The organism is Romboutsia sp. 1001216sp1, from assembly GCF_039841805.1.
Classification (GTDB): Bacteria; Bacillota; Clostridia; order Peptostreptococcales; family Peptostreptococcaceae; genus Romboutsia_C; species Romboutsia_C hominis.
In genome coordinates, this window is record NZ_JBDPHA010000003.1 from 194,090 (window position 1) to 206,449 (window position 12,360).

Consider the following 12,360-nt stretch of genomic DNA (forward strand, 5'->3'; position numbering starts at 1 on the left):
TAGTTGTTTTGAATTTTATTAGGTGTAATTATTTGGAATTTAATTGTTTTAAATTCTATTATTTTGAATTAATTAAGTTTAATCTGAATATTTGAATAGTATAAAATGTAACTGTTTTGAATTTTATTGAAAATAATATGTTTTTAAGTATTAAAAGTATATTTCAATTTCATTGTAGCAACCCTTTTCATATACCGCAACACTATTTTAAAGTTATTTTATTAAAAATAAACTATAAACGTACTATAAGTTCGATATTTACATACATTTCAACTTATTTTTTATAATTTTTTTATATTATCTCCATATGAATGTCGCACTATATGGAACAATTATTTTTTATTTTTTTATTTAAATTATGCTATACTATAAGAAAAAAATTATATATTTCGAAAGGGGTTTATATAAGTTTGTCTTCTTTACAAAGTTTAGATAGGGCTTTAGATATATTAAGTCTTATTCATTCAAATGGTGGTAAAATGTCCGTTTCTTCTATTGCTGAAGTTATGAACTTACACAGAAGTACTGTTCATAGAACTTTAACCACAATGTATCAAAAAGATTTTCTATCAAAAGATCCTAAAACAGGTCTGTATACAATAGGTAGTAAAGCGCTCATTCTTGGATTTTCAGCTGCTAATAATTTACCAATAGCTACTACTGCAAGACCATATATGGCATTTTTAGCAGAAAAATATAGCAACTCAGTTTCTCTATCCGTAATTGAAGGTTCAAATGTTTTTGTGATAGGAAACTACTCTGGTTACTACACTACAACTTTTTATTCACTACATGAGGATCCTCTAAATTGTGAGGCTTATCGTCCTGCCGTAGCTCATTGTATGTTAGCTTATAACTGCCAGTTGGAATCTTCTAATGAAGCAATACAAATTTACCTTTCAAAAGTATCTAATAGCAGATTTAAAGGTAACTTCTTCACAAGCATTGATGATTTAGTTGCTTACTTAAAAAAGGTAAAAAATGATGGCTATGCTTATGAATCTGGTGAGTATCACTTTGATGAACTTTGCTACTGTGTACCTATTTTAAATAATAAGAAAGCTATAGCAACACTTAGTATATACGGTCACAAATCTTACTTAAATAAGTTTCATAAACAAGATATTATTAAAGATTTATTAGATATTTCAAAAACAATATCTGATTTACTTTCTAATAGTTAAAAAAGTTGTAAATATTAAATTTTGCAGCTTTTTTATTTTTTATAAAACTTTACAATTTCAAATTTAAAATTTTATTGACAAATTAAATTTTGTGTCCTACGATTATCTCAATAGTTGTTTTGGAAAATTTAATCATTTCTAATAATGTAATTATTTCGAATACTCAATTCTATTAATTGAATAAAAATTTATTTATCACATTAAATTAAATTTTTTAGTTTTGTTTTATCTTATCTAATTTATAACTCCATTGTAATTGTTTTGTAATTAACATATAAACTAACTTTGAAAGGAATTAATTTTATGAAACTAAAAAATAAAGTTGCAATCGTTACTGGCGGATCACGTGGCATTGGTTTTGCTATAGTTGATAGATATGTCAAAGAAGGTGCTAAAGTTGCAATATGTGGAAGTAGAGCTGAAACTGCAAATAACGCACTAAATCTTATCCAAAAAAAATATCCTAATGCTGATGTTATAGCAGTTCACGCAAACATGTCAAGTACTGATGAAATCAATGAAATGTTTAAACAAGTAGTTGATAAATGGGGCTATGTTGACATATTAGTTAATAATGCTGGTATTACAGCTACAAAAGATATCGATTTAATGACAGATGAAGAATTTGAAGAAGTTATGGACGTAAATGTTACAGGAATGTTCCGTTGCACAAGAGCTGCGGTTAAAATTATGAAAGCCCGCGGTGGTAATATAATTAACACAAGCTCTTTAGTAAGTGTAAATGGTGCTGGCAGACAATGTGCTTATACTGCTTCTAAGTTTGCTGTAAATGGCCTTACAAGATCATTTGCTAGAGAACTTGGTAAATACAATATAAGAGTTAATGCTGTTGCTCCTGGTTCTGTGGCTACTGAAATGGTAAAAAAGTTTGTTACAGATCAAATGGTTGAACATATGAGACAAGTAACTCCACTTGGAAAAATGGCTGAGCCTTATGAAATGGCTGGTGCTTTTGTATACCTTGCTTCAGAGGATTCTTCATATACAACTGGTGCAATATTAAATATTGATGGTGGAATTGTAATGTAATTTTATAAATATAACGTATAGCTAAATAATAAATTTTAATAGTGAAAGGTGATATGATTATGAACTATAATTCTTTGTTTTCTCCATTTAAAATAAAAGATTTAGAAATAAAAAACCGTGTAATACTTCCAGCAATGATGACAAAAATGGCTTCTCCTACTGGACTTGTTACACAAAATTTAATTGATTATCATGTAGCAATTGCAAAAGGCGGCTGTGGACTTAATTTTACTGAGGTTTGTGCTATACACCCAAGTACTCATGGTAATGGTTATGTAGCCCTTTATAAAGATGAACATTTTGAAGGTATGAAAAAACTTATAGATAGCGTACATAGCGTTGGTGGTAAAATAGGTGTTCAAATTTGGCATGGTGGTCAAGTTGCAATAGCTCTACTTCCAAAAGATAGAACTCCTATGGTTACAGAAGGCATGACTCATGAAAATATAAAAGAAATTGTTGATTGTTATGGAAAATCCACTAAAATGGCAGTAAAAGCTGGCTGTGATGCTATAGAATTCCATGCTGCTCATACTTATCTTCCTCATACATTCTTAAGTGCTGCTTTTAATAAACGTGATGATGAATATAATGGTTCTTTAGAAAATAGAGCAAGATTTTCACTTGAAGTTATTCGTACTATGCGTGCTAATATGCCAGAAACTATGCCTTTATTTATGCGTGTAGATGCATTAGATGATTATGTTCAAAATGGACTTACTATAGAAGATGTAATTGAGTTTTTAAAGATGGCTAAAGCTGAAGGCGTTGATATAATTGATATTTCAAGAGGTAATAATAAGTCTGCAGCTCTAAAATATGAAGTTCCTTCAATTGATACTCCTCGCGGATATAACATTGAAAATGTAAAAAAGATACGTGATGCTATTGAAATGCCTGTAGTTGGAGTTGGTAGAATCAATCATCCAGAAATTGCAAATAAATTTATAGAAGAAGAAAAGTGTGATTTGGTTGCTATAGGTCGTGCTCAAATTACAGATCATGAGTTCTGTAATAAAGCAAAAGATGGTAAAACTGATAGTATACGTTTATGTGTTGGTTGCTTGAAGGGCTGCTTTGACTCTATAATGAATCCAAATATTCCTACAATTACTTGTATGAGAAATCCTATGGTTGGTAAAGAAGGTCAACCTATTACTAAAACAACTAACCCTAAAACAGTTTTAATAGCTGGTGGTGGTATGGGTGGTATGATGACTGCTAACATGCTAAAAGTTAGAGGGCATAACCCAATTTTATGTGAAGCTAGCAATAAATTAGGTGGGCAATTTAACTTAGCTGGCGCTGCTCCATATAAAGGTGAGATGCTTGATGCTGTTAACTGGGAAGCTAAAGAAGCTACTCGTTTATGTGTTGATGTTAGGTTAAATACAGTTGTAACTCCTGAGTTGGTATCTCAAATTAATCCTGATGAAGTAATAATTGCAACTGGTGCTGTTGCTTCAAAACCTGAAATAAAAGGTATAGAAAGTAAAAATGTATTTACTTATGAAGAAGTTTTATCTGGTAATATAGAACTTTCTGGTAATGTAGTTATACTTGGCGGAAAAATGGTAGGTTTAGAAACTGCTCAATACTTAACTGACAAAGGTATAAAATGTACAGTTATTGATGAATCTGACAGATTCGGTGGAGATTTAGGCTGGATTAGAAGTATGAATATGCTTGAAAATATGTATGTAATAGGTGTTAATCAAATTCCTGGTGCCAAGGTTGTGGAAATAAAAGAAAATGAAGTTGTATATGTTAAAGATGAAACTGAAACAAGTATTAATTGTGATGCTGTAGTCGTTGCTCTTGGTGCAACTTCAGTAGCTTTAGAAGATGTTCAATTAAAATGTAGAGATTTAGAAATTCCTTTCCATGTGATTGGTGATGCAAAAAGTCCACGTGTAGCTTTAAATTCTACTCTTGAAGGTATTGAAGTTGCACTTAATATAGATAGTGAAAATGCACTTAATGTGTAAGTAATTTGATCCTCTTTTTAATAAGGGATGTAGATAAATTTATAATATAATTTGAGTCTTAAAATATAACTGTGTATTCTTAAGATTGAGTTAGATAATATAAATTAAAGTTTACTTAGGACTATGACTATTTAGTTATAGTCCTTTTTTATTATTTTTCTATTCTCTGAAAATCTTAACAAAAAAGCTATATTTTCTACCTCTTTTATAGAAAATATTTTTAAAGGGATTTATTATCAACAAATAGAATATATTTTAATCTCCTTGAATAATTTTATATAGATACTTAATCAATTTATTTGGGGTGATTTTATGAAAAAAGTTAATGTAGCTATTGTTGGTGCTACTGGTATGGTTGGAAGAACTTTCTTAAAAGTTTTAGAAGAAAGAAAGTTCCCTATAAATCAACTATATTTATTCTCTTCTGCTAAGTCTGCTGGGTCTACTGTAGTATTTAATGGAAAAGAATATGTAGTTGAAGAATTAAATAAAGATGTTTTTGATAGAGATATACAAATAGCCTTATTCTCTGCTGGTGGTGAAATAAGTTCTATATATGCTCCTATAGCAGCTTCAAAGGGTATTGTGGTTATTGATAATTCTAGTTATTGGAGAATGGATGAAAATGTACCTTTAGTAGTTCCTGAGGTTAATCCACAAGATATAAAAAAACATAAAGGAATAATTGCTAATCCAAATTGCTCTACTATACAAGCTGTAGTTCCTCTTAAGGCACTTCATGAAAAATATAAAATAAAAAGAATAGTTTATTCTACTTATCAAGCTGTATCTGGTTCAGGTGTAAGAGGTATTAAAGATTTAGAAGATGGTGTTGATGGAAAACCTAATAGTTTCTATCCTCATCCAATAGCTTACAACTGTCTTCCTCATATAGATGTTTTTGAAGACAATGGTTATACAAAAGAAGAATTAAAAATGATAAATGAAACAAAAAAAATATTTAATGATTTCGATATGAAGGTTACAGCTACTACAGTTAGAGTTCCTGTAAAAAATAGTCATAGTGAATCTATAAATATTGAATTTGAAAACCCATTTGAGCTTTCTGATTTAGTTAATACTTTAGAAAACATGAATGGTGTAATTGTCATGGATAATCCTAAAGAAAATAAATATCCTACTACAGTAGATTCTACTGGTCGTGATGAAGTTTTCGTTGGAAGAATAAGAAGAGATTTTAGTGTAGATAATGGAGTAAATATATGGGTAGTTGCCGATAATATCAGAAAAGGTGCTGCTACTAATACTGTTCAAATAGCAGAATTATTAGTTGCTTGTGATTTAGTTTAATACTTTAATACCTAATTAGGTAAATTCTTATATAAAGGGGTTTTGTATATGTTATTTAAAGGTTCTGCAGTTGCTTTAGTTACACCTTTTGATGAAAATGGTGTAGATTTTGAGACTCTTGGAAAATTAATTGAATATCACATAGAGAATAATACTGATGCAATACTTGTTTGTGGAACTACAGGGGAATCCACTACTATGAGCGATGAAGAACAGCTTGCTGTTATAAAATATACTGTTGATAAAGTTAATAAAAGAATACCTGTTATAGCTGGAACTGGCTCAAATAACACTGCACATTCTATTTATTTAAGTCAAGAAGCTGAAAGACTTGGAGCTGATGGATTATTAGTTATAACACCTTACTACAATAAAGCTAACCAAAATGGTCTTAAGCTTCATTTTGAAACTATAGCTAAAAGCGTAAATCTTCCTATAATTATGTACAATGTTCCGGGAAGAACATCTATGAATATGAAACCTAGCTTAGTAGCAGAACTTGCTAAAATAGATAATATAGTTGCTATAAAAGAAGCTAGTGGAGATTTATCTCAAGTTGGAGAAATAGCTAGATTAGTTCCAGATGACTTTGCTATTTATTCAGGAAATGATGATAGTATAATTCAATTATTATCAGTTGGAGGTCATGGAGTAATATCTGTTCTTGCTAATGTTTGTCCTAAAGAAACTCATGATTTAGTTTATAAATTCTTAGAAGGAGATATAAAAGGATCTAGAGAATTACAACTTAAATTAAAGCCTTTAATAGATGCTTTATTTATAGAAGTTAATCCTATACCTGTTAAAACTGCTATGAATTTACTTGGATTTAATGTTGGAAATTTAAGACTACCTCTAGCTGAAATGGAAGATAAAAACTTAGAAGTTTTAAAACAAGAATTAAAAAATCAAGGATTATCATTAGGAGAAAAATCATGCTAAAAGTTATAGTTAATGGATGCTTTGGAAAAATGGGTAGAGTTTTAACTAAATGTATAGAACAAGATCCTGATTTAGAATTAGTTTGTGGAGTATCTCCTAGCCAAAAAGAAAAAACATCTTTTAACGTTTTCTCTACTATGTCTGATATTTCTAAAAAAGGTGATGTAATAATAGATTTTTCTCATCACTTAGCTTTAGATAATGTTTTATCTTATGCTTTAAATACTAAAACCCCTTTGGTTATTGCTACTACTGGATATAATGAAGAAGAGTTAAATAAAATAAAAGATGCCTCTAATATAATTCCTATTTTCCACTCTTCTAATATGTCCTTAGGAGTTAATGTTTTATTAAAATTAGTAAGAGAAGCTACTAAAGTGTTAAATGGTTTTGATATTGAAGTAATAGAAAAACATCATAATAAAAAAGTTGATGCACCAAGTGGTACTGCTATTATGATTGCTAATGCAATAAAAGATGTACTACCTAGTATTGAATATAATTATGGAAGATATGGCCGCGAGGCGAAAAGAAGTGAAAATGAAATAGGAATACACGCTATTAGAGGTGGGACTATTGTTGGTGAGCATAATGTCATATATGCAGGTCATGATGAAGTTGTAGAGTTAAAACATATAGCTCAATCTAAGGATATCTTTGCTAAAGGCTCTATAACTGCTGCTAAATTTTTAGTTAACCAAAGTCCTGGGTATTATAATATGGATAATTTACTAAGTTAATCTATGGAGGTAACTAATGATAAATTTAAACGATGCTTATGAAATAGCCAAATATATAAAAGAATCAAAAAAAATAACACCTGTTAAGGTTTATATAAATACTAATCTTATCAGCTTCAAAGAAGCTAAGGAATTTAAGGTATTTGGTTCTAATGGTTCTTATATACTTATTGGTGACTATGAGGTAATAAATAGCTTTTTAAAAGGTAAGGAAAATCTTATAAACGATATATATATTGAGTATGATAGAAGAAACTCTGCTATACCTATATACAACTACCTTCATGAACATGCTCGTATAGAGCCTGGAGCTATAATAAGAGATATGGCTACTATAGGTAAAAATGCGGTTATCATGATGGGAGCTGTTATAAATATTGGAGCTGTTATTGGTGATAATGCCATGATTGACATGAACGCAGTTATAGGAGCAAGAGGTATAATCGGAAAAAATGTTCATGTAGGTGCCGGAGCGGTTATTGCTGGCGTTTTAGAGCCACCTTCTGCTTCTCCTGTTATAATTGAGGATGATGTTTTAATAGGAGCAAATGCTGTGATACTTGAAGGTGTAACAGTAAAAAAGGGCGCTATTGTGGCAGCAGGTTCAGTTGTTACCCATGACGTGTTAGAAGGAGAGGTAGTTGCTGGCTCTCCTGCAAAAGTCATAAAAATAAAAGACGAAAAAACAGCTGATAAAACTAAGTTAATGGACGGTCTTAGAGATTTGGACTAAATATAAAAGGCTCAAATTAATAAATATTAATTTGAGCCTTTTAATTTACTAATTTGGCATGAATTACAGTTCTCGCATTTTCAAATTCATAGCTACAAGTAGATAAAGTTAGTATTTTATCATTTTCACTTACTTCTACATTAGTGTTATATAAAGACTTGTTTTTTATTTTATTAAGAAATTGTTTATAATCACTTTTAGAATTAAAAGAAGTCTGTATGTAATTATAATTTGCATCAGTTGTATAAACTGAGAAAATTTTATATTCTAATTTTTGTCCATCTGGCGTTTCTATGTATATTTTATTATTTTTATCAAAGAATTTTTTATCTTTAAATTTCTTCAACTCACCAAACATTGTATTATTTCTCATATAGTGACCATAAATAACTGTATTACTATCCTCAAATCTGTTATTTCTATAGTCTAAAAATATAGAACCTGATGGTAAATAATTTTTATTTATATCCTTTTTAAGATAATAGCTATTATCTTTAGCTTGAAGAACTGGGTAATCTATATTAGTTCCATCAATGTCTATCCAACCTCTATAATCTTTATTTATATCAGATAAATCTAAAGTAGTCTTATTATAAGGACTATTTTGTTTAACCTCTTTATTATCATCTACCTCACTATTGCCTACTTTATAATTATTATTACTTTGTGCACTTGATACAAATTGTTTTTCTCTTGTTTCTTTTATTTTCTTTATATTATCATATACTCTATCTGCTTTTTTATAGTCTAAAACCTTGCTTATAACCTTATAACTTCCAAATAATAATGCTATTATTAAGACTATATTTATTAAAATCCTTGCTTTCTTCATAGTATTTATACTCCTAATTAAACTAATTATATTATATACCACATAAATATAACTTTGAACATAAAAAATTCGCTTCGCTTAAGCCACTACGTGGGCGCTACACTTCATCCGTTGCTTGAGCGACGTATCGCGAAGCGCTTCAAATTGTCTTTTTTGCGCTTACTAAACTAATTGGTATTGCTTAGCTACAATAGTTATCTATAGTTTTTGAAGTATGATAATTTCCTTAAGCGTAAAAAAGTATAGATAAATTTATCTATACTTTTAATAATAACAAATTTTTATAGTTTATATCTATCACTGTAAGAAAGTTGCTCCATCTAATGTCTGAATCATATCTATATTAGGCGATATCCCAATAACATAAAATGTATATATTCTATTTGGATTTATATTTACTAAGTTGCTTAAAACTGTTTTTTTATTTTCCGTCAATTCTATATCCATCTTATACTCTCCTATTGGCACATTTTCATACTCTGTATAATCTGTATAACCTACATTATTAAATATTTCTTCTCCACCCATTAGTATATTAACATTTGGTGCTTCTGGAACTAAGTGTACAAACTTAATCTTCGATGTATTATCTTCTGGAACTCCCATTTTCTCTGGTATAGGAAGTATATCTACTTTATCATTTTTTTCTATAATAGCTGCTGTTATAAGCTCATCATTTTTTACATCGATACTAACCTCACTCAAAGGACTATCCCTTTCATCTTTTAAATAAACGCTAAATATATGATTTCCTTCTGGTACATATATATATGGTGTAAATTGAGCAAATCTTACATCCATATAAAAAGGAAATCCATCTATATATACATCTAATTCTTCTCCGCTTACCAAAGCATGTAATACTCTAACCAATGAATATTTCTCATTGAAATTTCTCAAAAAAATCCCCCCATTAATTATAATACTTTCATACTAATATCATATTAATAGAAGGGTGTTTTTGATACTAAGCTATATCAGTATCTCTAATTTCTATTTCTGTTCCTTCTGGTGCTTTTATTTTAAATAAACTTTCACCTTCTACTTTATATACAATTTCTCCATTTTTAACTTTAAAATTAGTATATCCTAGCGATTTTATCCTTTTATACTCTTCTTCCACATTATCCACAATAAATCCCATATGCACTGGGCCTTCATTTAAAGATGTCCACTTTTTAAACTTATCCCCAGCTTTAGGCGTCTGAAGTTCTATCATAAAGGTACCTTGTTTTATCCACGTATTATATTCTCTGTTGTGGAAATTTTTACTCTCTTGAACTACTTCAAATCCCAGTATTCTTGTGTAAAAATCTAATGATTCCTTATATTTTTCTGTTTGAATGCATATATGATGTATCATTTTTATCCCCATACTTAATCCTCCTGCAACCATTTTCATTTTGAAGTTATCCACTTTTCAACCATTTTTACAGTTGATATGTGTATAAATATATATTAGCTTAGTTTACTTATATAGTTTATATAAATTACAAAATCTTTGTAAATAAAAAGTTGCTCCTAAGAGCAACTTTTTATTTATCTATCTTCATTTGTAACATTGAATACGTATGGTACGTTTCTGTAATAATCACCATAGTTTAATCCATATCCAACAACAAACTTGTCTTCTATTTCAAATCCACAGTAATCTGGAACTAATTCAACTTTTCTTCTACTTGGCTTATCAAGTAATACACAGCATTTTACGCTTGCTGGATTTTTAGTTTTTAAATGATTCATAACATGATGCATAGTTAATGCTGTATCTGTTATATCATCTACTATTAATACATCATATCCTTCTAAACTAGAATTTACATCTGATACAACCTTTACGTTCCCACTACTTTGTTCTCCGTGACCATAGCTTGAAGTTGTCATAAACTCTATTTTAACTGGAACAGTTATGTTTCTTACTAAGTCAGCACAGAAGATAAAGCTTCCTTTTAATAAAGATACTACTAAAAGATTCTTTCCTTCATACTCTTTAGATATTTGTGCACCTAATTCCTTAAGTCTAGTAGCAATTTGTTCTTCAGAACATAAAACTTCCCACTTTTTAGTTTCGATATTCATAATAAATCCTCCATTATGTATAAATGATACTTTCAATTTTATAGGAGATTAGATGTTTTTGCAAGGAGAATTACTTAACCTTGTTCATATCATCCATTACATTTATTATAACCTCATCTGTAACAGACATACCTTTATCACTTACTCTTCCTAGGTTTTGTATACTTTGTTCTACTTTAGCTCCAACTATACCATTCATTGGTGGTACGAAACATTGTTGTTTAGCTATTATAGCACTTTGTACTGCTGCTGATGCTGCTGATGCTAATTTTAATGCACAACCTGCTTTTGCACCATCACATATCATACCACTTAAGTTAGCTACCATATTTTCTATAGCACCTTCTATTTGTCTTTCATCTCCGCTCATTAACCAAGATAAACCTGCTGTAGCTCCTGTTGATGCAGCAACTCCACATCCACATACTGCTGATAATCTTCCTGTGTAATTTTTAATGTATGCTGTAACTAAGTGAGATATAGCTAAAGCTTTTGCTAATCTTTCATCTGATTGAGGGAATTTCTTGTTGTATGCTACTATTGGAAGTATAGCAGTTAAACCGTGATTTCCACTACCATTTGAACTCATAACTGGCATTTTAACTCCTGCCATTCTAGCATCTGATGCAGCTGCTGTTATCATCATAGCTTGGTTCATTAAGTCGTCTCCAAGTAATCCATCTTCCATAGATTTCTTTATTCCGTATCCAACACCTATACCTACTTTTTGATTTAATCCATAGTTAGCTATTTCTTCATTCATAGCTATTCCTTCTAATAAGAATTCTATGTCTTTAAGATCTAATGCTTCTACATTTTTAACTAATTCTTCTATAGTTATAGTGTCCATTATGTTTTCTTCTTTTTCTGTTGTAACTGCTATTTCTTCTAACCCTTCTTCATTTAATAAAACATTTCCATTTTCTTCTAAGTAAACAAAGTTATCATGCTTAGTTCTTATAATAACCCTTGAAGTTCTAGTTTTTCCTTCTAAGTTTACTTCTATATATACCTTTTCCTTTGTATCCGCTGGTGATATTGATATTGGATGAGTATCCATATACTCTTCTGCCTTTTTAACTTCTTCCTCAGTTAAAGTTTCTAATACTCTTAATCCATTTTCAGAGTGTCCACCTATAAATCCTAAAGCTACTGATATTTTTAATCCTAATCTTTCTGTTCCTGGTATTCCTACACACATTCCGTTCTTATATACGTTTGGGCTAACTAATACGTTATGCTTAACTATTTCTTCCCCTAATAATTCTTTTGCTTTAGCACAAGCTAATGCAACTGCAACTGGCTCTGTACATCCTAGAGCTGGCTTTACTTCTGCCTTTAATATATTAACTATTTGATTTCTTACATCCTTCATAACATTTCCTCCCACATAAATTAAGTTTATACTTTTATATATAGCAATATATGTGCCAACTTTTTAAATTAATTATTATTTTTCTATTATTTAATTTATCTAGTTAAAACGTTTCCGTAAAATGCT

The 12,360-nt window shown here is 29.7% G+C and carries 12 protein-coding genes; 7 read left to right on the forward strand and 5 right to left on the reverse strand.

The window, feature by feature from the left end:
* The first annotated feature begins 410 nt into the window (after window positions 1-410).
* The 7 genes from ABHC41_RS05230 to dapD all read left to right on the forward strand — a co-directional run bounded on the left by ABHC41_RS05230 (window position 411) and on the right by dapD (window position 7,948).
* On the forward strand, window positions 411-1,184 hold the full coding sequence (locus ABHC41_RS05230) for a helix-turn-helix domain-containing protein (protein ID WP_166504727.1): 774 nt from the start codon (window positions 411-413) through the stop codon (window positions 1,182-1,184).
* Between the two features lie 303 nt (window positions 1,185-1,487).
* Window positions 1,488-2,234, forward strand: a complete 747-nt coding sequence (locus ABHC41_RS05235) for a 3-oxoacyl-ACP reductase family protein (protein ID WP_166504726.1) — start codon at window positions 1,488-1,490, stop codon at window positions 2,232-2,234.
* A 59-nt stretch (window positions 2,235-2,293) separates the two neighbouring features.
* Complete coding sequence (locus tag ABHC41_RS05240; protein ID WP_092922525.1) at window positions 2,294-4,222, forward strand: FAD-dependent oxidoreductase; 1,929 nt, start codon at window positions 2,294-2,296, stop codon at window positions 4,220-4,222.
* A 312-nt stretch (window positions 4,223-4,534) separates the two neighbouring features.
* Entirely contained in the window at window positions 4,535-5,533 is a 999-nt protein-coding gene (locus tag ABHC41_RS05245; protein WP_092922522.1) for an aspartate-semialdehyde dehydrogenase, read from the forward strand.
* 48 nt (window positions 5,534-5,581) lie between these two features.
* Window positions 5,582-6,475 carry a 4-hydroxy-tetrahydrodipicolinate synthase gene (gene dapA / locus ABHC41_RS05250; RefSeq protein ID WP_166504724.1) on the forward strand — a complete coding sequence of 298 codons (894 nt, stop codon included), beginning with the start codon at window positions 5,582-5,584 and terminating at the stop codon, window positions 6,473-6,475.
* Window positions 6,469-7,215: a 4-hydroxy-tetrahydrodipicolinate reductase gene (dapB, locus tag ABHC41_RS05255; protein ID WP_166504723.1), complete on the forward strand. Its 747-nt coding sequence runs from the start codon at window positions 6,469-6,471 to the stop codon at window positions 7,213-7,215. Before dapA ends, dapB begins: the two co-directional genes overlap by 7 nt.
* Window positions 7,216-7,231: 16 nt before the next feature.
* On the forward strand, window positions 7,232-7,948 hold the full coding sequence (dapD, locus tag ABHC41_RS05260) for a 2,3,4,5-tetrahydropyridine-2,6-dicarboxylate N-acetyltransferase (RefSeq protein ID WP_271893308.1): 717 nt from the start codon (window positions 7,232-7,234) through the stop codon (window positions 7,946-7,948).
* A gap of 40 nt (window positions 7,949-7,988) precedes the next feature.
* Here the strand turns inward: dapD and srtB are convergent, their stop codons facing one another.
* From srtB to ABHC41_RS05285, 5 genes are all read right to left on the reverse strand, one after another.
* Window positions 7,989-8,780, reverse strand: a complete 792-nt coding sequence (gene srtB / locus ABHC41_RS05265) for a class B sortase (protein WP_271893310.1) — start codon at window positions 8,778-8,780, stop codon at window positions 7,989-7,991.
* A 297-nt stretch (window positions 8,781-9,077) separates the two neighbouring features.
* Window positions 9,078-9,680, reverse strand: a complete 603-nt coding sequence (locus ABHC41_RS05270; RefSeq protein WP_271893312.1) for a DUF4397 domain-containing protein — start codon at window positions 9,678-9,680, stop codon at window positions 9,078-9,080.
* Window positions 9,681-9,747: 67 nt separating this feature from the next.
* The gene (locus ABHC41_RS05275) at window positions 9,748-10,155 is read right to left on the reverse strand and encodes a VOC family protein (protein ID WP_092922504.1); all 408 of its coding nucleotides are present in this window, start codon (window positions 10,153-10,155) and stop codon (window positions 9,748-9,750) included.
* Between the two features lie 164 nt (window positions 10,156-10,319).
* On the reverse strand, window positions 10,320-10,859 hold the full coding sequence (hpt, locus tag ABHC41_RS05280; protein ID WP_092922501.1) for a hypoxanthine phosphoribosyltransferase: 540 nt from the start codon (window positions 10,857-10,859) through the stop codon (window positions 10,320-10,322).
* Between the two features lie 70 nt (window positions 10,860-10,929).
* Window positions 10,930-12,234, reverse strand: a complete 1,305-nt coding sequence (locus ABHC41_RS05285; protein ID WP_092922497.1) for an L-serine ammonia-lyase, iron-sulfur-dependent, subunit alpha — start codon at window positions 12,232-12,234, stop codon at window positions 10,930-10,932.
* Between the last annotated feature and the right edge of the window lie 126 nt (window positions 12,235-12,360).